This is a genomic window from Aeromonas sp. 3P, assembly GCF_051919745.1.
GTDB classification, from domain to species: domain Bacteria; phylum Pseudomonadota; class Gammaproteobacteria; order Enterobacterales; family Aeromonadaceae; genus Aeromonas; species Aeromonas veronii.
Genome location: NZ_JBQBED010000001.1, coordinates 692,638 through 715,026 on the forward strand (window position 1 = coordinate 692,638; position 22,389 = coordinate 715,026).

At 59.4% G+C, this 22,389-nt stretch carries 17 protein-coding genes and 1 pseudogene; 7 read left to right on the forward strand and 11 right to left on the reverse strand.

Features of this window, described 5'->3' with window-relative positions; genetic code table 11:
* Nucleotides 1–9 precede the first annotated feature (9 nt).
* Nucleotides 10–462, forward strand: coding sequence for an NUDIX hydrolase (locus tag ACTG19_RS03085; protein WP_439970460.1), 453 nt, complete (start codon nt 10–12; stop codon nt 460–462).
* Between the two features lie 98 nt (nt 463–560).
* Here the strand turns inward: ACTG19_RS03085 and phnX are convergent, their stop codons facing one another.
* Genes phnX through phnW form a run of 3 tightly spaced genes read right to left on the reverse strand, consistent with a single transcriptional unit; the run spans nt 561 to nt 3,971 of the window.
* Nucleotides 561–1,400, reverse strand: a complete 840-nt coding sequence (gene phnX, locus ACTG19_RS03090) for a phosphonoacetaldehyde hydrolase (protein ID WP_439970461.1) — start codon at nt 1,398–1,400, stop codon at nt 561–563.
* Nucleotides 1,393–2,832 (reverse strand): aspartate aminotransferase family protein, encoded by a 1,440-nt coding sequence (locus ACTG19_RS03095; protein ID WP_439988724.1) that lies wholly within the window; start codon nt 2,830–2,832, stop codon nt 1,393–1,395. Before ACTG19_RS03095 ends, phnX begins: the two co-directional genes overlap by 8 nt.
* On the reverse strand, nt 2,829–3,971 hold the full coding sequence (phnW, locus tag ACTG19_RS03100) for a 2-aminoethylphosphonate--pyruvate transaminase (RefSeq protein ID WP_113739954.1): 1,143 nt from the start codon (nt 3,969–3,971) through the stop codon (nt 2,829–2,831). The genes ACTG19_RS03095 and phnW overlap by 4 nt, the downstream gene beginning before the upstream one ends.
* Nucleotides 3,972–4,236: 265 nt before the next feature.
* Here phnW and phnR point away from each other — a divergent pair, with 265 nt between their 5' ends.
* The 6 genes and pseudogenes from phnR (at nt 4,237) to ACTG19_RS03130 (ending at nt 12,628) form a co-directional block, all read left to right on the forward strand.
* Entirely contained in the window at nt 4,237–4,944 is a 708-nt protein-coding gene (gene phnR / locus ACTG19_RS03105; protein ID WP_005352498.1) for a phosphonate utilization transcriptional regulator PhnR, read from the forward strand.
* Nucleotides 4,945–5,064: 120 nt separating this feature from the next.
* Nucleotides 5,065–6,084, forward strand: coding sequence for a putative 2-aminoethylphosphonate ABC transporter substrate-binding protein (locus ACTG19_RS03110; RefSeq protein ID WP_113739953.1), 1,020 nt, complete (start codon nt 5,065–5,067; stop codon nt 6,082–6,084).
* Between the two features lie 272 nt (nt 6,085–6,356).
* Nucleotides 6,357–7,451, forward strand: coding sequence for a putative 2-aminoethylphosphonate ABC transporter ATP-binding protein (locus ACTG19_RS03115; protein ID WP_425855296.1), 1,095 nt, complete (start codon nt 6,357–6,359; stop codon nt 7,449–7,451).
* Nucleotides 7,448–9,183: pseudogene (locus ACTG19_RS03120) on the forward strand (putative 2-aminoethylphosphonate ABC transporter permease subunit). The gene ACTG19_RS03115 and the pseudogene ACTG19_RS03120 overlap by 4 nt, the downstream one beginning before the upstream one ends.
* 18 nt (nt 9,184–9,201) lie before the next feature.
* The gene (locus tag ACTG19_RS03125) at nt 9,202–10,608 is read left to right on the forward strand and encodes an FAD-dependent oxidoreductase (protein ID WP_113739950.1); all 1,407 of its coding nucleotides are present in this window, start codon (nt 9,202–9,204) and stop codon (nt 10,606–10,608) included.
* Nucleotides 10,609–11,125: 517 nt separating this feature from the next.
* Nucleotides 11,126–12,628: a hypothetical protein gene (locus ACTG19_RS03130; protein ID WP_162628419.1), complete on the forward strand. Its 1,503-nt coding sequence runs from the start codon at nt 11,126–11,128 to the stop codon at nt 12,626–12,628.
* 136 nt (nt 12,629–12,764) lie between these two features.
* Here ACTG19_RS03130 and sucD read toward each other — a convergent pair whose 3' ends face one another.
* From sucD to sdhC, 8 genes are all read right to left on the reverse strand, one after another.
* Nucleotides 12,765–13,637 carry a succinate--CoA ligase subunit alpha gene (gene sucD / locus ACTG19_RS03135; RefSeq protein ID WP_005333542.1) on the reverse strand — a complete coding sequence of 291 codons (873 nt, stop codon included), beginning with the start codon at nt 13,635–13,637 and terminating at the stop codon, nt 12,765–12,767.
* The gene (gene sucC, locus ACTG19_RS03140) at nt 13,637–14,803 is read right to left on the reverse strand and encodes an ADP-forming succinate--CoA ligase subunit beta (protein WP_005361097.1); all 1,167 of its coding nucleotides are present in this window, start codon (nt 14,801–14,803) and stop codon (nt 13,637–13,639) included. The genes sucD and sucC overlap by 1 nt, the downstream gene beginning before the upstream one ends.
* Before the next feature lie 171 nt (nt 14,804–14,974).
* The gene (gene odhB, locus ACTG19_RS03145; protein ID WP_005333546.1) at nt 14,975–16,165 is read right to left on the reverse strand and encodes a 2-oxoglutarate dehydrogenase complex dihydrolipoyllysine-residue succinyltransferase; all 1,191 of its coding nucleotides are present in this window, start codon (nt 16,163–16,165) and stop codon (nt 14,975–14,977) included.
* 35 nt (nt 16,166–16,200) lie between these two features.
* Nucleotides 16,201–19,008 (reverse strand): 2-oxoglutarate dehydrogenase E1 component, encoded by a 2,808-nt coding sequence (gene sucA, locus ACTG19_RS03150; RefSeq protein ID WP_439988725.1) that lies wholly within the window; start codon nt 19,006–19,008, stop codon nt 16,201–16,203.
* A gap of 115 nt (nt 19,009–19,123) precedes the next feature.
* Entirely contained in the window at nt 19,124–19,840 is a 717-nt protein-coding gene (locus tag ACTG19_RS03155; protein WP_005333549.1) for a succinate dehydrogenase iron-sulfur subunit, read from the reverse strand.
* Nucleotides 19,841–19,856: 16 nt separating this feature from the next.
* On the reverse strand, nt 19,857–21,623 hold the full coding sequence (gene sdhA, locus ACTG19_RS03160) for a succinate dehydrogenase flavoprotein subunit (protein ID WP_346201523.1): 1,767 nt from the start codon (nt 21,621–21,623) through the stop codon (nt 19,857–19,859).
* Nucleotide 21,624: 1 nt separating this feature from the next.
* Nucleotides 21,625–21,969: a succinate dehydrogenase, hydrophobic membrane anchor protein gene (sdhD, locus tag ACTG19_RS03165; protein ID WP_005333558.1), complete on the reverse strand. Its 345-nt coding sequence runs from the start codon at nt 21,967–21,969 to the stop codon at nt 21,625–21,627.
* A complete protein-coding gene (gene sdhC, locus ACTG19_RS03170) occupies nt 21,963–22,340 on the reverse strand; it encodes a succinate dehydrogenase cytochrome b556 subunit (RefSeq protein ID WP_021231296.1) in 378 nt (125 codons plus the stop codon). The genes sdhD and sdhC overlap by 7 nt, the downstream gene beginning before the upstream one ends.
* Nucleotides 22,341–22,389: the final 49 nt, after the last annotated feature.

The window sequence follows — 22,389 nt, forward strand, 5'->3', positions numbered from 1 at the left end:
GAGAAGATCATGATCCCCATTCGCTGCAAGGCCGTCTCTGGCGTTGCCCTTACCACTGTCGATGGCGAAACCAAATTGCTGGTAATGAAACGGGTCAAGGGGGGCTTCTGGTGCCATGTGGCGGGCACGGTGGAGGCGGGTGAAACCGGCTGGCAGACCATTATTCGGGAGTTTGGCGAAGAGACGGGGATCAGGGTCACCGAACTCTACAACGGCCAGTATCTGGAGCAGTTTTATGAAGCGAGCTTGAATACGGTGGAGGTGGTGCCGGTCTTTGTGGTCTATTGCCCGCCCAATCAGGCGGTGACCCTCAACGATGAGCACACCGAATATCGCTGGTGTTCCCTGGCCGAAGCCAAGGCACTGGTGAGTTTCCCCGGCCAGAAGGCGCTCTACGACCATATCTGGCACCACTTTGTCGACAACGTCCCCTCTCCCCTGATGCGGGTCAATATCCGCTGACTGCGCACGGCTTCCCCCTGTAAATGCAACACGCCCCCGGATGGGGGCGTGTTGTATCTCAAGCCAGCCAAGCGCTTTTGTTAGACCAAGCAGATGGCCTACGGCCGCTCGCCAGCGGCCAGACGGCGGTTGATATCGGCGATAACCGGAGCGATTTCGGCAAGGGTATCAATCACATAGTGCGCCCCCGCCGCCCGCAGTTTGGCCTCGGCCGGTGCGCGCCGGGCGGCGATCTCAGCCTCACTCATGGCGGCAAACTCGTCCCAAGTGGCACCAAATTCGTTGCCGGAAACCGACAATCCCACCGTCCACATGCCCGCGTTAAGCCCTTCGCTGATACCCGGCACGGCGTCATCCACCTTGATGCAGCGATGCACGGCGCTCACTCCGAGCTCAATTACGTTGGCCAGCGCCATCCAGGGGCTGGGACGACCACCGGCTTTGAGATCGTCGGTGGCGACCCAGTGATCCGGGCGGTAGCCGTGATTGGCCGCCGCTGGCACCAGCGCCTCCATCACAGGACGGGGGTAACCGGAGCAGGAGCCGATTTTCATTCCCTGCCCCCGCAAAGCATCCAGCACCGGCAGCACACCTGGGATGGGGGCGGCAAAGCGGGTCACGGCGACAATCTGCAGCGGCATAAAGGTGCGATAAATGTGGTCAACCTCGGCGTGGCTCATAGGGTGGCTAAAGCGGGCCTGCCAGCGCGCATCCACCGAAGGCAGACGGCCCAGCGCGGCAATATGATCCCACTTGCCAAGGCCCATGGGCTGGCGTGCTTCGTCCAGGGTAACGGGGAAGTCATAGGCGCGGGCGAAGGCCTCGACGAAGATGGAGGTGGGGGCGAAGGAGCCGAAATCGACGACGGTACCGGCCCAGTCGAGGATCAGCGCCTCCACGTCGGTGGTCGGGTCGATGGCAGTCTGCAAGTCAGTCATGGTGATGTTCCTGTTTCGGTGAAAGTGCGATCTCGCCCAATGCGCGATCGAGAATGGTGATGGCCCGCACCAGATCGGCGCGAGCGATGTTGAGCGGCGGCGAGAGCTGGATGACATTGCCCTGAGAGACCTTGAAGCTGAGCCCAAGCTCCAGACAGCGGTAGAGCAGCCGTTCGGCAGCCTGGCTGTTGCGGGTGCGACTCTGGTGATCGACCACCAGATCGAGCGCCCAGAGCATACCAATACCGCGCACCTGCCCGATCAGCGGGTGACGCTCGGCCAACTTGCCGAGCTCGGCCGCCATAAAACGGCCATCCTCCTGCGCTTTTGCCAGCAATCCCTCTTCACGGATGGTAGTGATGGTGGCGAGCGCCGCCGCGCAGCCGATGGGGCTCTTCTCGTGGGTGTAGTGACCGAGCGAAATAGCTGCGGCCTGATTGAAACGGTCGCGGGTGATGAGCGCCGCAAACGGCACCACCCCGCCCCCCAACCCCTTGCCCAGACAGATGATGTCGGGTTCGATGCCGAACTCCTCGAAGCTGAACCAGTGGCCGGTGCGGCCCAGGGCATTGGGGATTTCGTCGACGATCAACAGCACCTTGTGGCGATCGCAGATCTCCCGCACCCGCTGCCAGTAGGCCTTCGAGGGCACCTGTACGTCGGTGTTACGGATGGGCTCGGCGATAAAGGCGCCGATCCCTCCCTCCTTCTCGATGACGTACTCCAGATAATCGGCGTAGTGCAGGTCATCCCCCTCCCCGCGATACCAGACGCCGCGATAACGGGTGGGCGGCGGGATGCGCTCCACTCCGGCCATCAAGGGGCCCATACCGGCGCGAAAACAGGCCTCGCCGCCGACCGAGATGGCATCGAGGGAGGCGCCGTGAAAGGCATCCCACAGGGACACCACCTTGCTGTTGCCGGTGATGAAACGGGCAAGCTTAAGAGCAATCCCCACCACCTCGCTGCCGCCGGGGGCGAACAGCACCCGGTTGAGATCGCCGGGGGCCAGCTCGGCCAGGGTGCGGGCACAGTCGATGGCAACCTGATGGGTGTAGCGGCGGGGCGCAAACGGCAGATCGGCGAGTTGCTGCTGCACCGCGGCCACCACCCTGGGGTGGCCGTGGCCCAGCTGATGGACGCTGTTGCCGTGAAAATCGAGGTAACGCTTGCCCGATACACTGGTCAACCAGCTCCCCTGCGCGCGCTCAAGCAGATCCAGACAGGGGGTGGAGAGTGCCTGATGGAGGAAGTAGCGGCTATCCTCAGCCAATCCCGCCTGCACCGCCTCGCACTGGTCTGCCCACCAGCGCGCCCGCCCCTCGCCGAGGTTGATATCCCCTTCGCTGTCGGCGCGGCCGCTGCCGTGCAGCTTATGGTCATGCAAATCGCGGCCACGCAGATCACGACCCTGAGCCAGCATGCTGGTCATCGCGCGTCCCCTTGCCAGTAGCAGGCGCTGGCCATGGCGGCGAGCAAGCTGCGCACCCGCTCCGGGGTCACGTCGCCGATATTGCCGATACGGAAGCAATCGGCCTGGGAGACCTTGCCTGGATAGATAACAAAACCCTGCGCCTTGAGCCGCTGGTAGAAGTCGGCGAAGCGGTAGTCAGGGTGGGCCGGAGAGTAGAAGGCGGTGATGATGGGAGATTGCCATTTTTCTGGCAGCAGCGGCGCAAAGCCGAGCGCCGCCATCCCCGCCACCAGCGTGCGCTGATTCTCGCTGTAGCGCTGATGACGGGCTTCAATGCCCCCCTCCTCGTCCAGCTCGCGCAGGGCCTGGGCAAAGGCAAGCACGGTATGGGTGGGCGAGGTAAAGCGCCACTTGCCCCCCTGCTGCTCCATGGTCTGCCACTGGGCATGCAGGTCGAGGGAGACCGAGCGGGCGCGCCCGGCGCAGGCCGCCAACGCGACGCGGCGAGCGATGACAAAGCCAAAACCCGGCACCCCCTGAATGCACTTGTTGGCCGAGCTGATGAGAAACTCGATGCCAAGGCGACCCATGTCGATGGGGATACCGCCAAAGCTGCTCATGGCATCGACGATCAGGCGGATGCCGCGGCGCTGGCAGAGCTCAGCTACCTCTTCAAGGGGGTTGAGCATACCGGTGGTGGTCTCGCAGTGGACCATGGCCAGATGGGTGATCTCGGGGTGGCGCGCCAGCATCGCCTCGATGGCGGTGGGCTCCGGGCGGGTGGTCTCACCGCAGTCCAGCTCGTGGTGGCGCAGGCCAAGGCAGCGGGCCATCTCCCCCATGCGGGCACCGTAGGCGCCGTTGTTGATGATCAGCAGACACTCATCGACGCCGATCGCCGAGCCCAGCACACTCTCCACCACATAGCTGCCACTCCCCTGCAGCAGCACGGCGCTGTAGTCACTTTGATATTCCGGGCCAGTGGCCAGCCGCACCAGCTCGCGGCGGATGGGCTCCACCACCCCCTGGTTGTAGTCCGCATCCCAGGTGCAGCTGTCTTGCAGCATGGCGGCACGCACAGTCGCGGTGGTCGAGAGGGGGCCCGGGGTCAGCAGCAGGTAATCGACGGCGCCGGGGGCCGCAGGAATATGGGTCATGACTTCGCTCCTTTTGGTATATACCAGAATGAGCGCATTGTGGGTAACTGCCCCGCCAAGGTCAAAGGGGTGGCGCTACGTGCAACAAAAAATTCATTTTCAGCGCCGGGATCGCGATAATCTAGGAAGCCTGAACAGCAGGGGCGATACTGGTATCTACCAACGCATGTTGATGTTGCCGTGTAACGACCGGGCAGATGACCTGCCCTATGCCCAGCCCATTGCCCAACTCATTGCACAACTTATTGCAAAACCAGGGATTTTCATGAGCAAACCGCAATATCTGCAGATCAAGGATGCCCTCGCCAACCAGATCCTGGCGGGGGGTCTGGCCCCCAACGACAAGCTTCCCTCCGAGCGGCTGCTGGGGGAACTCTATGGCACCACAAGAGTCACCATCCGCGAGGCACTGGTGCAGCTGGAGGCGAACGGCCTTATCTATCGGGAGGATCGCCGCGGCTGGTTCGTCACTCCGCCGCGCTTTCGCTTGAACCCCAGACGCACCTCCAACTTTCACCAGATAGTGCGGGAGCAAGGGGGAGAACCGCACACCGAGCTGCTGGAGAAAAGCCGCCAGGCGGTGCCGCCCGCGTTGATGGCGCAACTGCAGCTCAAGCCGTTCGACAGCCTGTTTCTGCTAAAACGGCTGCGCTACGCCAACGGGCGCGCCATCTGCTACTGCGAGAACCACTGCCTGCCAGAGCGGGTGCCCGGCCTGCTGGCACTGGATCTCAACGGCAGTCTGACCGAGATCTACCAGGCCCATTACGATCTCCACTACGCCCGCATGCAGGTACGTTTCTTCCCCACAGCCCTGCCGGACGAGGTGGCCAAGGCGCTGGGGGCCACCGCCGGTCTGCCCGCCCTGCGCCTCGAGCGGCTCAATTTCGATCAGCACGGACGGGTGCTCGACTTCGATCTGGAGTACTGGCGCCACGATAGTCTGGAGATCGAGGTGGATACCCAGGATTAGTCACGGACAAATCAGGAACGGCAAAACGTCACGGGGCTGTCACGGTCACGTCATAAAGATCCCCTAGCCTCTCTCTCGACCAATCTGGTTTATACCAAACCAATTTAACTGGAGAAGAGGATGAAACAGGGAACCCATCTGCTGGCCGCCGCCATGCTGGCAGCCATGACAGCCCCGGCACTGGCCGCGACCGATCTCACCGTCTACACCGCCTTCGAACCGGAGCAGCTCAACGAGCTGAAAACCGCGTTCGAACGCCAGCATCCGGATATCAACATCAAGTGGGTGCGTGACTCCACCGGCGTGGTCACCGCCCGCTTGCTGGCAGAAAAAGCGCAGCCCAAGGCGGATGTGGTGTGGGGACTGGCCGCCACCAGCCTGATGCAGCTCGATCAGCAGCAGATGCTCAATGCCTATGCCCCGAAAGGGCTGGATAAGCTCGACAGCCGCTTTCGCGACAGTAAGGCCGAGCCGCACTGGATCGGTCTGGACGCCTTCTTCAGCGCCATCTGCTTCAACAAGGTAGAGGCGGAAAAACAGGGGATCCCGGCGCCCACCAGCTGGGCCGACCTCACCAAGCCCATCTACAAGGGCAAGGTGATCATGCCCAACCCCAGCTCCTCCGGCACCGGTTACCTGAGCGTTGCGGGCTGGCTGCAGACCATGGGCGAGCAGCAAGGCTGGCAATTTATGAACGGCCTGCACCAGAACATCGACCGTTACACCCACTCGGGCTCCGCCCCCTGCAAGCTGGCCGCCAGCGGTGAAACGGTGATCGGTATCTCCTTCGACTTCCCGGCGACCAGCCTCAAAGCCAAGGGAGCCCCCATCGAGGTGGTGTTCCCGAAAGAGGGATCGGGCTGGGATATGGAAGCTGCCGCCATCATCAAGGGCACTCCCAAGCTGGATGCCGCCAAACAGCTGCTCGACTTTGCCGCCACCGAACAGGCCAACGCCCTCTACAACAAGTCGTTCGCCGTGGTCGCCATCCCCGATGTAGCCCAACCGAGAGCGGGCTATCCGGCGGATATCAAAGGCCAGATGATCGACAACGACTTTAGCTGGGCTGCCCGCGAGCGCAATACCATTCTGGCCCAGTGGAGCGCCAGCTTCGACGGCAAGACCGAAGCCAAGCAGTAAGCGTGAAGGGCTGCGGTTTGTTCACACCCCACACACCGCCACCAATAAACTGCCAGTCGAAGGCCAACAGGTGTTGGCCTTCGCTTTTTGGTTTTAACTTCCCGAGTTTGTATTGCCTTCAATTAGCGACGCCTCGCCCATCCGCACGGTGCCAAGCCACCTGCTGTCGACCCGTCGTCATCTGACTGTCATCAAGCTGTCATCCCCCGATCACCTGACCGTCACACTTCCCCCGCAAACTGGTATATACCAAATCAGTAGCGAGTCGAACCATGACCCAGCCCTATCTGGACATTCAACATCTCAACAAGCAGTTCGGTGCTTTTCAGGCCCTCAAGGGGATCTCTCTGACCATTGAGCCGGGGGAGTTTATCTGCTTTCTCGGCCCCTCCGGCTGCGGCAAAACCACCCTGCTCAGAGCCATCGCCGGGCTGGATCTGCCGGACAGTGGCGAGATCTGGCAAGGGGGGCGCAACATCTCCCGGCTGCCACCCCAACAGCGCGACTTTGGCATCGTGTTTCAGTCCTACGCCCTCTTCCCCAACCTGACGGTGGCCCAGAACATCGCCTTCGGCCTTGAGAATCAGGGGCTGGCACGGGATCTCATCAAGGAACGGGTAGATCACTGGCTGGGGTTGGTGGATCTCACTGCCCAGTCCCACAAATACCCGAGCCAGATCTCCGGCGGCCAGCAGCAGCGGGTGGCGCTGGCCCGGGCCTTGGCTCTCTCCCCCGGCCTGTTGCTGCTGGACGAACCGCTCAGCGCGCTGGATGCGCTGGTGCGCACCCACCTTCGCAGCGAGATCCGCGCCCTGCAGCAGCGCCTTGGCATCACCACCATCATGGTGACCCACGATCAGGAAGAGGCGCTGACAATGGCCGATCGCATCGTGGTGATGGAAGGCGGCCGCATCGTACAGGTGGGCACCCCGCAGGAGATCTACCACCAGCCTGCCAGCCGTTTCGTGGCAAGCTTTGTCGGCACCATGAACTTCCTCGACACCCTGGTGCTGAGCCCCACTCAGGTGCGCCTCAACGAACAACCGCTGCAGCTTGCCAACCGGGCCGCCGCCGGCAGCAAATTGCAGGTGGCGATCCGCCCTGAGGCGATCACCCTGAGTGCGCCGAGCGAGCTGTCTCTTGGGCAGCACGGCATCGACGCTCAGATTGATCAGGTGGAGTTTCTCGGTGCCGCCCAGCGCCTTATCTGCACCGCCGACACCTATCTGGGCCCGCAGCAAATTCTGGTGGAGCGCCCGACCCACGAGCTGCCCCGCCACGAACAGGGTGGCTGGCGCAGCGGCATGCGCTGCTCGCTGCACTGGCCTGCCGGGGCGATGCAGCTGTTTGAAGGAGAGCGCCCATGACTGCCCCCATTGCGACCTCCTCCCTGCTGCCACCAGCGACAGCCCGCCAAGACTCTCGCTGGCAGCGGCTCTGTCGCGGCTGGAGCCGGGATCAGCTGCTGCAACTGTTCCTGCTTGCGCTCGGCATCGCCCTGCTCACCGGCGGTCTGCTGCTGCCACTGCTCACCATGTTGCAAAAGAGCCTGCAGGATGAGAACGGCCTCTGGGTGGGCCTTGCCAACTTCAGCGCCTACTTCGACTCCCCTCATCTGGGGCGCACCATCGGCAACACCCTCTGGCTCGGGGTGCTGATCACCGCGCTGGTGGTGACCATCGCCTTTGGCTACGCCTATGCCCTCACCCGCACCTGCATGCCGGGCAAGCCCCTGTTTCGCCTCATCGGTTTGATCCCGCTCCTGATGCCCTCCCTGTTGCCCGCCATCAGTCTGGTCTACTGGTTTGGCAATCAGGGGATCGCCAAGGGGCTACTTGGCGGCGAGAGCATCTACGGCCCCATAGGCATCGTCATTGGTCTGGGCTTCTGGTGCTTCCCCCACGCCCTGATGATCCTCATCACGGCGCTGGGTCAGAGCGATGCCCGCCTCTATGAAGCCTCCCGGGTGCTGGGCAGCAGCGGCTGGCGCACCTTTGTCACCGTCACCCTGCCTACCGCCCGTTATGGCCTGCTCAGCGCAGCCATCGCGGTCTTCACCCTCACCATCTGCGACTTCGGGGTTGCCAAGGTGATTGGCGGCCAGTACAGCGTGCTGGCCACCGACATCTACCGGCAGGTGATCGGGATGCAGAACTTCTCGCTGGGCGCCGTTGCCAGCGTCACCCTGCTGCTGCCGGCGCTCGTGAGCTTTGCCCTGGAGCACAGAGTGCGCAGCAAGATGCAGGAGCAGAGCAGCACCAAGGCGGTGCCCTATCAGCCCAAACCCCATCGGCTGCGTGACCTGCTGGCGCTCGGCTGGTGTACCCTCTGGCCCTGCTGTTTCTGGCGCTGGTGGGGATGGCGGTTTACGGCTCCCTGGTGCAGTTCTGGCCCTACAACCTCGAGCTGACGCTGGATCACTACGCCTTTGACAGCAATAGCGTCTACGGCTGGCAGCCCTTTACCAACACCTTGCAGCTGGGCCTCTATACCGCGCTTATCGGCACCGTGCTGGTGATGGTGCTGGCCTGGGCGCAGGAGAAGGGGCGCCACTTTGCGCCGCTGCGCCAATTGCTACATCTGCTTGCCATGCTGTCGCTGGCGGTGCCCGGCATGGTGCTGGGGCTGGGTTATATCTTCTTTTTCAACGGCAATCCGCTCTTTGGCGGCCTATACGGCACCCTGCCGCTGATGGTGCTCTCCTGCGTCATCCACTACTACACGGTGGGCCATATGACGGCGCTGACCAGCCTCAAGCAGTTGCCCAAGGAGCTGGAGCTGGTGGCCATCTCATTGCGCATTCCGCTCTGGAAGGCGTTCTGGCGAGTCACCCTGCCCGCCTCCCTGCCCGCGCTGCTGGAGATCTTCATTTACCTGTTCGTCAACGCCATGACCACCACCTCGGCGGTGATCTTCCTCTACTCGAGCGACAGCGTGCTCGCCTCCATCGCCGTGCTCAACATGGAGGATTCCGGCGATACCGCCGCGGCTGCCGCCATGGCCACCCTGATCCTGCTGGCCGCCGCCACCGTCAAGCTGCTCCAGCTCTTTTTGAGCCGCGCCCTGCTGGATCGCACCCAGCGCTGGCGCCACCAATAACCTTATCGAGGAGTCATCATGTCCACTCTCCCCTTCTGGCTGGCCGAAGCGCTCGCCGCCGAACAACCCGCACCGCCCACGCCCCTAGTCGGCAACCACGAGGCCGATGTCTGCATCGTCGGTGGCGGCTTTACCGGGCTGTGGAGCGCCATCGCCCTTAAACAGGCCGAGCCCCACCTGCACGTCATAGTGCTGGAAAAAGATCGCTGCGGCAGCGGCGCCTCCGGGCGCAACGGCGGCTGTTTGCTCACCTGGTCGGCCAAGTATTTGACGTTAAGGCGCCTCTTTGGCGAGCAGCAGGCAGCCTGGCTGGTACAAAGATCCGAGCAGGCGGTGCACGAGATCGCCCACTTCTGCGAAACGCACAACATAGAGGCAGAGCTGAGGGTCGAGGGCACCTGCTACACCGCCACCAGCGAGGCCCAGCGTGGCCTGATGGAGCCGGTATTGCGGGAGCTACAGCGCGCAGACCTTAACCAGTGGCAGGCGATTGAAGAGGGTGAACTGGCGAGCCAGTGCGGTTCCCACGTTCATCTGGAGGGGCTCTACAGCCCCCACGCGGGCTCGGTGCAACCGGCGCTCTTGGTGCGCGGCCTGCTGCGGGTAGCGCGGGAACTGGGGATCGAGGTCTATGAGCACTCCCCCATGCAGCGCCTTGAGGCGGGCCAGCCAGCGCGGGTGCAAACACCGCAAGGTGAGGTACGTGCCCGCAAGGTGGTACTGGCCCTCAACAGCGCCATGGTGCAGCACTTTCGCGAGTTTCGCCGCAGTATCGTGCTGGTCTCCTCCGATATGGTGATAACCGACCCCGCGCCGGATACACTGGCTGCCCAGCAGCTTGAGCACGGCCGCAGCGTGGTGGATGGCCGCACCTTTGTCCATTACTACCGCTCCACTCCACAAGGGCGGCTGATGCTGGGCAAGGGGGGCAACACCTTCGCCTTTGCCAACCGCCATCTGGCCGAGTTTGATGCCCCCAGCCGTTACCTTGCCCCCCTTACCCGCACCCTGCGCCGCTTCTTTCCGGCGCTCAAAGAGGTGCCCATCGCCGCCAGCTGGTGCGGCGCCTCCGACCGCTCGGTAGATGGCCTCCCCTTCTTCGGCCACTGGCGAGGGCAGCCCAATATCGTCTATGGCCTCGGCTACTCAGGCAACGGAGTGGCGCAAAGCTGGATGGGCGGCCAGCTCCTGGCGGCCCTGGTGCGCGATGAAGTGCGGGAGGAGGACAAGCCTTGGCGTGAATGCGCGCTGGTCAGCGGCCCGCGCGGCTATTTTCCGCCCGAGCCGTTTCGCTGGCTGGGCGCCATGGCGGTGCGCAACGCCATCAGGCGCAAGGAGCGTGCGGAAGATGAAAACCGCCCGGTGGCCTGGTATGACAAACAGCTGGCCAAACTTGCCGATGCGGCGGGCAAGGCGGATAAATAGCCTTCCCAAGACCATATTTATTGAAACTGCCGCCCCTTGGGTCGGCAGTTTACAGGTGAAACCAGAGGGACATTATCAAGCAACATGACCAGCTGATTGACCCCTGCGTCAGCAGAATTGATGCATCAGCAGGACAGCTCCAGACAACGTTGACGCTGCGCAACAATCTTGGTTTGTTCAATTCTGGCGGCAGGCAATAACTATGACATACTCCCCCCCATAATCCGAATTCGTGTCGCTTTTTAAAGTCAAGAGTTCAAAAAATCGCCACCAATCACCTTGTTAACAAATTTATTGATCTCCGACTGCTTTTTGTCTTCATTCAGTTTGCATAGTTCACTGCGTCAGTTACCATGCCTCAATTGAGGATAAACCGCCTTAGTTGATGTTGTTTTCTAAGGTTGCATTTTCAATAAAGATTATATTGGGTTGTGACTTTAAGAATTAGCTTTCGTTTGAGTGATTATTATATTTCATACTTACATGACATTTTGTATTAACTTTTTTGGTGTTATTTATGAGTCGCTGGATAGAAAATTTTGAAAAGCATCCCTTCCAAGATACTTGGTCTCAAATTGTATCGTTAAAAGATAGTATCAACTCAGATGATAAAACAGTCATCACCGATACAACTGAAATAGCAAGACTCAAGAAAGTTGTAGCATTTATAAATGAACTTTTATTAGCCTGCGACCCAGAATTAATACCAGAACAAACATGGAGCAATTTTTCAAGCCAAGCTACTGCGTGTCTGCAAAGCATATCGAGCTTTAATAGCAGCCGAAATATTCAACATATCATTCAAGCCAACTCTAACTTGGATAATCTGTTAACTTATATACGCCCATACCAAGTAATAACAGGAAAGGCAGCTAGAGCGGCTAAAACAGCCTTTTCATCCTATACAAAAGAGATTTCTATAAGCCTAGACTCAATTAATAGAGAAATCACCACAAAATTTGACTCTATCCAATCTGACGCCGATTACCTGTTAGATGAAATTGAAAAAATAAAGAATAACGCAGCATCAGAACTGGAAAACTGCGAAATAATTAGTGAAAAAATCACAAACCTAGATGAAGGTTATTTTAATAACTCCGTGAACAAAAGTTTAAAGACTAGGATGGAAGAGTTTGAGTCAGAAATAACTCAAGCCCATGAAAAAATACTGAATTTCTCTGAAATTCTCTTTGAGGGAACTTCAACCGATGACTCTGTAGAACAGAAAATAAACGTTGCTCTCGATAATATAGAGTCAGATGCGAAAGAAAGCGCATCCCAACTTGTAAAGCTCAGGTCAAAGATTGATGACTTCAGTAATTATTACAATCTAGTTTTTGGTGAACTTCAGGATGATGAAAATAGAAAAGGAGGATTGAAATCAGAAATTGACACTAGAAAAAAAGAACTAGAAAAATTCAAAGAAACTCAAGAGTTAAAATATAAAACTCTTGTTGAAGAGATAGAGAGTTTACTCCCTAGTGCAACTAGCGCTGGTTTAGCAAGCGCATATAGAGAAATGAAAGTCAGCTTTGATGGTCCGATTATTCAAAACACAATAATATTCTACGGTACAATTGCCTGTTTAATTTTTACTGCACTTGTATCAATGACTCAAGAGCTTGGTTGGTTTTATATAAAGTTTCATAACATTCCAGAATTAACAACATTGGCCTCTAATATTTTATATAAAGCACCGATAATTATACCTGTAATTTGGTTAGCGTTGTTCTCTTCAAAAAGAAGAAGTGAAGCATTACGTTTACAGCAAGAATATGCGCATAAGGAAGCCTTGGCAAAATCATTCCAAAATTTCAAGGCTCAAATTGAGGCGTTAGGGGAGGAAACCCCTGTACTCATGAATAAACTTCTTGAGGCAGCCATTGATGCTGTATCAAAAAATGCATCAGACACATTAGATAAGAAGCATGGGGACAAGACACCTGTTCATCAAACACTTGATGGAGCACTTGACTCATTAGGAAAGATAAAGGCTTTATTCGAATCTAAAAAACCTTAACCATAGTTAAAATTAGATTGTAAGTTCGAATCGCAAAAAGCTAATTCGTGCTTACGATAAAGAAGAACGTATCCATCATAATAAAAACGCCGCCCATCGGGCGGCATTTTTATTATAGATAACGGGCTAACGGGAATTACCAGCCGGTTACTTCGCGCAGGGCCTTGCCGATATCGGCCAGGGAGCGGACGGTTTTCACGCCAGCATCTTCCAGCGCGGCAAACTTCTCGGCGGCGGTACCCTTGCCACCGGAGATGATGGCGCCAGCGTGGCCCATCCGCTTGCCGGGAGGGGCAGTAACACCCGCGATATAGGAGACCACCGGCTTGGTGACGTGGGCCTTGATATAGGCGGCCGCGTCTTCCTCGGCGTTACCGCCGATCTCGCCGATCATCACGATCGCTTCGGTCTGCGGGTCGTTCTGGAACATCTCCAGAATGTCGATAAAGTTGGAGCCCGGGATGGGGTCGCCACCGATACCGACGCAGGTGGACTGGCCAAAGCCCTCGTCAGTGGTCTGCTTGACCGCTTCGTAGGTCAGGGTGCCGGAGCGGGAGACGATGCCCACCTTGCCCGGCTTGTGAATGTGGCCCGGCATGATGCCGATCTTGCATTCACCCGGGGTGATAACGCCCGGGCAGTTGGGGCCGATCATCCGCACGCCGGTCTCTTGCAGCTTCACTTTGACGTCCAGCATATCCAGCGTCGGGATGCCTTCGGTGATGGTGACGATGAGCTTGATGCCCGCGTCGATCGCTTCCAGGATCGCGTCCTTGCAGAACGGCGCCGGCACATAGATGACGGAGGCGGTGGCGCCGGTCGCTTCGACCGCGTCACGGACGGTGTTGAACACCGGCAGGCCCAGATGGGTGGTGCCGCCCTTGCCCGGGGAGACGCCGCCCACCAGCTGGGTGCCGTAGGAGAGCGCCTGCTCGGAGTGGAAAGTACCCTGACCGCCGGTAAAGCCCTGGCAGATGACTCGGGTGTCCTTGTTGATCAGTACGCTCATCAGTTGGCCTCCGCTGCTTTGACGACTTGCTGCGCGGCATCGGTCAGACTCTTGGCCGCAATGATGTTGAGGCCGCTCTCGGCCAGCTTGATACCACCCAGCTCGGCGTTGTTGCCTTCCAGACGGACCACGACGGGCACCTTGACCCCCACTTCCTTGACCGCACCTATGATGCCTTCCGCGATCATGTCGCAGCGCACGATGCCGCCGAAGATGTTGACCAGCACCGCTTTGACGTTGCTGTCGGAGAGGATGATCTTGAACGCCTCGGTCACCCGCTCCTTGGTGGCGCCACCGCCGACGTCAAGGAAGTTGGCCGGCTTGCCGCCGTGCAGGTTGACAATGTCCATGGTGCCCATGGCCAGACCCGCGCCGTTGACCATGCAGCCGATGTTGCCATCGAGGGCCACATAGTTGAGCTCCCACTGGGCGGCGTGCGCTTCGCGGGGGTCATCTTGTGACGGGTCGTGCATCTCGCGCAGCTTGGGCTGACGATACAGTGCGTTGGCATCGATGTTGATCTTGCCATCCAGGCAGTGCAGGTTGCCCTGCGCGGTGATCACCAGCGGGTTGATCTCCAGCAGCGCGAAATCGCAATCCAGGAACATCTGGCCCAGACCCATAAAGATCTTGGTGAACTGTTTGATCTGATCGCCGACCAGACCCAGTTTGAAGGCCAGTTCGCGGGCCTGATAAGCCTGCGGACCCACCAGCGGATCGATGGCCGCCTTGTGGATCAGATGGGGGGTTTCGTGGGCAATCTTCTCGATATCCACGCCACCTTCGGTCGAGGCCATGAAGACCACGCGGCGAGAGCCACGGTCAACCACGGCGCCCAGGTAGAGCTCTTTGGCGATGTCGGTGCAAGATTCCACCAGGATCTTGGTGACCGGCTGGCCGTTGGCGTCGGTCTGGTAGGTCACCAGATTCTTGCCAAGCCAGTTCTGGGCGAAAGCACGGATCTCATCCTTGCTCTTGGCCACTTTCACGCCGCCCGCTTTACCGCGGCCACCGGCGTGTACCTGGCATTTTACGACCCAGGTATTGCCGCCAATCTTGTCGGCCGCTTCGGCCGCTTCTTGTGGGGTAGCACAGGCATAACCTTCGGAGACCGGCAGGCCATACTCGGCAAACAGCTGTTTTGCCTGATATTCATGCAGATTCATAGATGCTCTATCCGTGTTGTAGGTATTTCCGTCCGGGGCTGGTGTTTCTCAATCCCCTGTGAATGGGGGCCTAGGCGGCCCCTCGTTATCTTTCAATCGCTCGGGTATTACTCAAACGTCCAGCAGCACATCCGGCTCGGGGCGCAAACCCCTTGCCTGGGTGCCACAGGCTTAGACGTCCAGCAACAGACGGGTCGGGTCTTCCAGCAGCTCCTTGACGGAGACCAGGAAGCCTACCGATTCGCGTCCGTCGATGAGACGGTGATCGTAGGAGAGCGCCAGATACATCATCGGCAGGATCTCGACCTTGCCGTCAACGGCCATCGGGCGATCCTGGATCTTGTGCATGCCCAGAATAGCGCTCTGGGGCGGGTTGATGATCGGGGTGGACATCAGGGAGCCGAACACGCCACCGTTGGTGATGGTGAAGTTGCCGCCAGTCAGTTCATCCACGGTCAGCTTGCCGTCACGGCCCTTGCCCGCCAGATCCTTGATGGCCTTCTCGATGTCCGCCAGGCTCATGTTGTCGCAGTCGCGCAGCACCGGCGTCACCAGACCACGGGGGGTGGAGACGGCGATGCTGACGTCGAAGTAGTTGTGGTAAACCACGTCATCACCATCGAGCGCCGCGTTCACTTCCGGATAGCGCTTGAGGGACTCCACCACCGCCTTCACGTAGAAGGACATAAAGCCGAGCTTGATGCCGTGCTTCTTCTCGAAGATCTCGCCGTACTGCTTGCGCAGATCCATGATGGGCTTCATGTTGACCTCGTTGAAGGTGGTCAGCATGGCGGTGGTGTTTTTCGCTTCCAGCAGACGCTCGGCAATGCGCTTGCGCAGACGGGTCATCGGTACCCGCTTGTCGGTACGACCACCCAGCGGGGCAACCTTGGCTGCCGGGGCTGCAGTTGCGACCGGTGCGGCTGCCGCAGGCTGGCTCTTGGCCTTGATGAAGGCTTCCACATCATCCTTGGTGATGCGACCGCCCTTGCCGGTACCGGTCAGCTTGGTCACGTCGATGTCGTGCTCGCCAATCAGGCGGCGCACCGAGGGGCTCAAGCCATCGGCACCATCATCGGCCACCGCTTCAGCGGGTTTCTCTTTGGTCTCTTCACCGGCCACCGGAGCGGCGGTGAGGATGGCAATCAGTTGACGGGACAACACGGTTGCCCCTTCCCCTTGCAGAATATCCCCCAGCACACCGGCTTGCGGTGCCGGCACTTCCAGCACCACCTTGTCGGTCTCGATGTCGACCAGCACTTCGTCACGGGCGACCAGATCGCCCGGTTTTTTGTGCCAGGTGGCGATAGTGGCATCGGCCACTGATTCCGGCAGATCCGGTACCTTGATTTCGATAGTCATCCAATCAGTTCCTTTTTACTTCTATGCCAGAGGCTTTACAGGGTAAGGGCATCTTCCACCAAGGCTTTTTGCTGCTTGGCGTGGACAGACATGTAACCGACGGCCGGTGAGGCTGACGCGGGGCGGCCGGCATAACGCAGGGTGGCTCCGGCTGGCAGCACGCCATCGTAGTGGTGACGGGTGCAGTACCAGGCGCCCTGGTTCTGCGGCTCTTCCTGACACCAGACAAAGTCGGTGACGTGGCTGTAATCGGCCAGAATGGCGCGCACTTCCTCTTCCGGGAAGGGGTAGAGCTGCTCAATTCGCACCAGTGCCACATCTTGCTGCTCGGCCTTGCGACGGGCATCGAGCAAGTCGTAGTAGACCTTGCCGGAGCAGAAGACCACGCGCTTGACCGCTTTCGGATCCAGCGCATCGATCTCGCCGATGGCGTTCTGGAAGGTGCCTTCCGCCAGCTCTTCGAGCTTGCTCACCGCCAGCGGGTGGCGCAGCAGGGATTTGGGCGTCATGACGATCAGCGGACGGCGCATCGGACGCACTACCTGACGACGCAGCATATGGAACACCTGCGCCGGGGTAGAGGGCACGCACACCTGCATGTTGTGCTGGGCACACATCTGCAGATAACGCTCCAGACGAGCGGAGGAGTGCTCCGGCCCCTGCCCCTCGTAACCGTGCGGCAGCAGCATGGTCAGGCCGCACATCCGGCCCCACTTCTGCTCACCGGAGGAGAGGAACTGATCCACCACTACCTGGGCACAGTTGGCGAAGTCGCCGAACTGGGCTTCCCAGATGGTGAGGCCAGCCGGCTCGGCGCTGGCGTAACCATATTCAAAGGCCAGTACCGCGTTCTCGGTCAGCACAGAGTCATACACCTCGAACGGGCCCTGCTCGTCGTGCAGGTTGCACAGCGGGGTGTAGGTGCTGGCATCGGTCTGGCTGTGCAGCACGGCGTGGCGGTGGAAGAAGGTGCCACGGCCGGAGTCTTCACCGGTAAAGCGGATGCGGGAACCCTTATCCACCAGAGTGGCGTAGGCCAGGGTTTCAGCAAAGCCCCAATCCACCAGCTTCTCGCCAGCGGCCATCAGACGGCGGTCTTCGTAAATCTTCTCGACCTGCCGCTGCAGCACGTGAGTCGCCGGATACTGGCTCACCCGCTCGCCGAGGCTCTTGAGGTGATCCATCGGCACGGCACTCTCATAGGCCATGTTCCAGTCGTGGCCCAGATACGGCGTCCAGTCGACGGAGTGCAGCTCCATCGGCCGCCACTCCTTGCTCACCCGCTCGCCGCGATCCAGCGCTTCGCGATACTCGTTGACCAGTTCGGTCGCCCGCTCCTGAGCGAGGCTCCCCTCGGCCACCAGCTGATCGGCGTAGATCTTGCGCGGGGTCGGGTGCTGCTTGATCTTCTGGTACATCAGCGGCTGGGTCGCGCTCGGCTCATCCGCCTCGTTGTGACCGTGACGACGGTAGCAGACCAGCTCGATCACCACGTCGCGTTTGAAGGTATTGCGGTAATCCAGTGCAATCTGGGTCACCAGCACCACGGCTTCCGGATCATCCCCGTTGACGTGCAGCACCGGCGCCTGCACCGCCTTGGCGATGTCAGTGCAATATTCGGTGGAACGCAGGTCACGGATATAGGAGGTGGTGAAACCAACCTGGTTGTTGATGACGATGCGCACCGTCCCGCCGACACCATAGGCACGGGTCTGGGACATGTTGAAGGTCTCGGCCACCACGCCCTGACCGGCCATGGCCGAGTCACCGTGAATGGTGATGGGCAACACGTTGGAGCCATCTTTGTCACCGCGACGATCCATACGGGCACGCACCGAGCCGATGACCACAGGGTTGACAATCTCGAGGTGAGAGGGGTTGAACGCCAGCGCTAGGTGGACGTTGCCACCCGGGGTGGCGAAGTCGGAGGAGAAGCCCATGTGGTACTTCACATCACCGGTACCCCAGGATTCGCCATGCTTACCGGCAAACTCGTCGAACAGATCCTGAGCGCGCTTGCCCAACACGTTGATCAGCACGTTGAGACGACCGCGGTGGGCCATACCGATAACGGCCTCTTTGCAGCCCTGCTCACCGGCGCGACGGATCAGCTCCTTGAGCATGGGGATCATGGCGTCGCCACCTTCCAGCGAGAAGCGCTTAGCTCCCGGGAACTTGGCGCCCAGATATTTCTCCAACCCTTCGGCGGCGGTCAGGCTCTCGAGGAAACGGGTCTTCTCTTCGAGGGTGTAACTCCCCTTCCCTTCAATGGATTCGAGACGCTGTTGCAGCCAGCGCTTCTCTTCCGTGGAGGTGAGGTGCATGTAGTCGGCGCCGATGGAGCCGCAATAGGTCTTCTTCAGCGAGGCGTAGAGGTCGGAGAGCACCATGGTCTCGCGACCGATGGCGTAGGAGCCCACATTAAAGGTGGCCTCCATGTCTGCGCCCTGCAGGTTGTGGAACGCAGGATCCAGTTCGGCAACGGTTTCACGCTGCCACAGGCCCAGCGGGTCCAGATTGGCATTCTGGTGACCACGGAAACGGAAGGCGTTGATCAGCTGCAATACCCGCACCTGCTTGGCATCCACTTGCGGATCGGAGACGGGGGCACTGTAGCGAGAGGGATCCTTGGCCAGACGACGGAAATAATCGCGGACCTGGGAGTGGGGTTGTTCAACCGCATGGCCATTGACCTGGGGCAGCTCGCTAAACAGGCTGCGCCACTCGTCGGACACGGAGTCAGGATTTTCCAGGAAGGATTCGTACAAATCCTCGATATAGCTTGCATTCGCACCAGCCAGGTGAGATGACTCCAACCAGGCCTTCATCACGCCGTTATGCATTTCTATCCCTTGTACTTCTTGTTACTGCTGCGCAGCTTGTAGGGGTCAAATAGCCATCCTGCCACGGGTGGGATGGCTATCCAGAGGTCGGGCCAGCACCTGGCCGGCCCTGATACTAAACAGCCCGATTGAGCAACATCGACTTGATCTGGCCAATCGCCTTGGTCGGGTTCAAGCCTTTCGGACAGACGTTCACGCAGTTCATGATGCCATGGCAGCGGAACACGCTGAATGCGTCGTCCAGATTCCCCAGTCGTTCGGTGGTCGCGGTGTCGCGGCTGTCAGCCAGCCAGCGGTAGGCGGCGAGCAGCCCGGCCGGACCGATGAACTTGTCGGGATTCCACCAGAAGGAGGGGCACGAAGTGGAGCAGCAGGCACAGAGAATGCACTCGTACAGGCCGTCAAGCTTGGCGCGCTCTTCGGGGGATTGCAGGTGCTCACGCACCGGCGGCAACTTGTCATCATTGATGAGGAAGGGTTTGACCTTCTCCCACTGGGTGTAGAACTGGGTCATGTCGATCACCAGATCACGGATCACCGGCAGGCCGGGCAAGGGGCGGATAACGACGTTATTGCCCTTCTTCAGCAGGTCGGAGAGCGGGGTGATACAGGCAAGACCGTTCTTGCCATTCATGTTGAGACCATCTGATCCACAGACCCCTTCGCGGCAAGAGCGGCGGAAGGCGAGCGTGGGATCCAGCTCTTTCAACTGGATCAGTGCGTCGAGCACCATCATGTCGGAACCTTCAGGAATATCAAGACGATATTCCTTCATATGGGGGACGTTATCAACATCCGGATTGTATCTGTAGACAGAGAATGTGACGTTCATAGGGCTGGCTCCGCAATCAGTAAGTCCGGACCTTGGGCGGGAACGCCTCACGGGTCTTGGGTGACATGTTGACAGCGCGACGGGTCATGGACTCGGTGTCCGGATGATAGAGGCTGTGGCACAGCCAGTTCTCATCGTCGCGATCCGGGAAGTCGAAGCGGCAGTGAGCACCGCGACTCTCGGTACGGAAGTTGGCGGCAACCGCCGTGGCAAACGCCGTCTCCATCAGGTTGTCCAGCTCCAGGCACTCGATGCGCTGGGTGTTGAACTCTTTGGAGGTGTCATCCAGACGAGCTGACTTGAGGCGCTCGCGGATAACCTTGAGCTCGGCCAGCCCTTCTGCCATCGCCGCACCTTCGCGGAATACGGAGAAGTTGTTCTGCATGCAGCGCTGCAGGTCTTTGCGGATCTGCACCGGGTCTTCACCGTCACGGCAATTTTCCCAGCGGTTGAAGCGGGCCAGTGCGGCATCCAGATCCGACTCGGAAGCATCGCGGCCGTGATCTATCTCGCCCAGGGTGTTGACCAGATGCATGCCGGCCGCGCGGCCGAACACCACCAGATCCAGCAGGGAGTTGCCACCCAGACGGTTGGCACCGTGTACGGAGACACAGGCAATCTCGCCCACCGCAAACAGACCGACCACCGGTACATCGTTGCCGTTCTTGTCCTGGGTCAGGCACTGGCCATTCACGTTGGTCGGCACGCCGCCCATCATGTAGTGGCAGGTTGGGATGATCGGGATCGGCTCTTTGACCGGATCCACGTGAGCGAAGGTGCGGGAGAGTTCGCAGATCCCCGGCAGACGGGATTCCAGCACCTCTTTGCCGAGGTGATCCAGCTTGAGCTTGATGTGCGGGCCCCAGGGACCGTCGCAACCACGTCCTTCGCGGATCTCGATCATGATGGAGCGGGCCACCACGTCGCGACCGGCCAAGTCCTTGGCGTTCGGCGCGTAACGCTCCATGAAGCGCTCGCCATCTTTATTGAGCAGATAGCCACCTTCACCACGGCAGCCTTCGGTTACCAGCACCCCAGCCCCGGCGATGCCGGTCGGGTGGAACTGCCACATCTCCATGTCCTGCACGCCGACGCCGGCACGCAGCGCCATGCCGACGCCGTCACCGGTATTGATGTGGGCGTTGGTGGTGGACTGGTAGATACGACCGGCACCGCCAGTCGCCAGCACGGTGGCCTTGGCCTTGAAGTAGACCACTTCACCGCTCTCCATGTCGATGGCGGTACAACCCACCACGTGGCCATCCTGGTTCTTCACCAGATCCAGCGCATACCACTCGGAGAAGACAGTGGTCTTGTTCTTGACGTTTTGTTGGTAAAGGGTGTGCAGCAGGGCGTGACCGGTACGGTCGGCGGCCGCTGCGGTACGAGCAGCCTGCTCGCCACCGAAATTCTTGGACTGACCACCAAACGGACGCTGGTAGACAGACCCGTTATCGAAACGGGAGAAGGGCAGCCCCATGTTCTCCAGCTCATAGATAGCCTCGGGACCGGTTTTGCACATGTACTCGATGGCTTCCTGATCGCCGATGTAATCGGAGCCTTTTACGGTGTCATACATGTGCCACTGCCAGTTATCGTCGTGGGCATTGCCCAGCGCAACCGTGATCCCGCCCTGAGCGGAAACAGTGTGAGAACGGGTTGGAAAAACCTTGGACAACAGAGCGCAGCTCTTGCCGGACTGGGCAATCTGCAGCGCGGCGCGCATACCGGCACCACCGGCACCAATCACCACCGCATCAAATTCACGAGTTGGAATAGTCACCTTACACACCCCACAGCACGACGAAACCCGTCATCAGATAGACAAACAGCACCACGACCAGGGCAAATTGCAGCGCCCCGCGCAGCCCTACCGGCTTGATATAGTCAGTCAGCACCTGCCACAGACCAATCCAGGCGTGGATTAGTACGCAGAGCAGGGTCAACAGGGTGAATACCTTGGTGAATGTTTTGGCGAAGAAGCCGGCCCACACCTCGTAGGTGATGTCGTTGAACGCGACAAAGCCCACCAGATAGAGGACATAACAGGTCATGATGAGGGCGGTGGCGCGGATCAGGATGTAATCGTGAACGCCGCTGCGCCCGAAGGTTGCAGAATTGGTTACCATACAAGCACTCCCGCCAATACAGCCAGGATCGCGGTGATCACGAAGGCCACGCGGGCGCTCTGATTGCCGGATTCCAGCTCTTCCCAATAGCCCATATCCATGACCAGATGACGCAAGCCGCCCACAATGTGGTATGCCAGCGCAGTCAGGATCCCCCACAGCACGAGTTTGACCAGGAAGTTGTCCATGATGGCAACCACGGTTGCAAACCCTTCGGGAGAGGCGAGTGAAGTACCAAGCATCCACAGCAAGATGCCCAGTGCAACAAAGGTAATGACCCCTGAAACACGGTGCAGGATGGATGCAATGGCAGTGACAGGAAAGCTGATCGTCTGTAGGTCGAGGTTGACCGGTCTCTGTTTGTTTTTCACGCTTGCCCACTCAGCTCCATTGAGCACGTTAGTTATTGTTTTAACTCAC

Bases quoted from the DNA above. Each gene is read 5' to 3' on its own strand.
- ACTG19_RS03085 (WP_439970460.1), top strand. From the start codon at position 10: ATGATCCCCATTCGCTGCAAGGCCGTCTCTGGCGTTGCCCTTACCACT.
- phnX (WP_439970461.1), bottom strand. From the start codon at position 1,400: ATGACTGACTTGCAGACTGCCATCGACCCGACCACCGACGTGGAGGCG.
- ACTG19_RS03095 (WP_439988724.1), bottom strand. From the start codon at position 2,832: ATGACCAGCATGCTGGCTCAGGGTCGTGATCTGCGTGGCCGCGATTTG.
- phnW (WP_113739954.1), bottom strand. From the start codon at position 3,971: ATGACCCATATTCCTGCGGCCCCCGGCGCCGTCGATTACCTGCTGCTG.
- phnR (WP_005352498.1), top strand. From the start codon at position 4,237: ATGAGCAAACCGCAATATCTGCAGATCAAGGATGCCCTCGCCAACCAG.
- ACTG19_RS03110 (WP_113739953.1), top strand. From the start codon at position 5,065: ATGAAACAGGGAACCCATCTGCTGGCCGCCGCCATGCTGGCAGCCATG.
- ACTG19_RS03115 (WP_425855296.1), top strand. From the start codon at position 6,357: ATGACCCAGCCCTATCTGGACATTCAACATCTCAACAAGCAGTTCGGT.
- ACTG19_RS03125 (WP_113739950.1), top strand. From the start codon at position 9,202: ATGTCCACTCTCCCCTTCTGGCTGGCCGAAGCGCTCGCCGCCGAACAA.
- ACTG19_RS03130 (WP_162628419.1), top strand. From the start codon at position 11,126: ATGAGTCGCTGGATAGAAAATTTTGAAAAGCATCCCTTCCAAGATACT.
- sucD (WP_005333542.1), bottom strand. From the start codon at position 13,637: ATGAGCGTACTGATCAACAAGGACACCCGAGTCATCTGCCAGGGCTTT.
- sucC (WP_005361097.1), bottom strand. From the start codon at position 14,803: ATGAATCTGCATGAATATCAGGCAAAACAGCTGTTTGCCGAGTATGGC.
- odhB (WP_005333546.1), bottom strand. From the start codon at position 16,165: ATGACTATCGAAATCAAGGTACCGGATCTGCCGGAATCAGTGGCCGAT.
- sucA (WP_439988725.1), bottom strand. From the start codon at position 19,008: ATGCATAACGGCGTGATGAAGGCCTGGTTGGAGTCATCTCACCTGGCT.
- ACTG19_RS03155 (WP_005333549.1), bottom strand. From the start codon at position 19,840: ATGAACGTCACATTCTCTGTCTACAGATACAATCCGGATGTTGATAAC.
- sdhD (WP_005333558.1), bottom strand. From the start codon at position 21,969: ATGGTAACCAATTCTGCAACCTTCGGGCGCAGCGGCGTTCACGATTAC.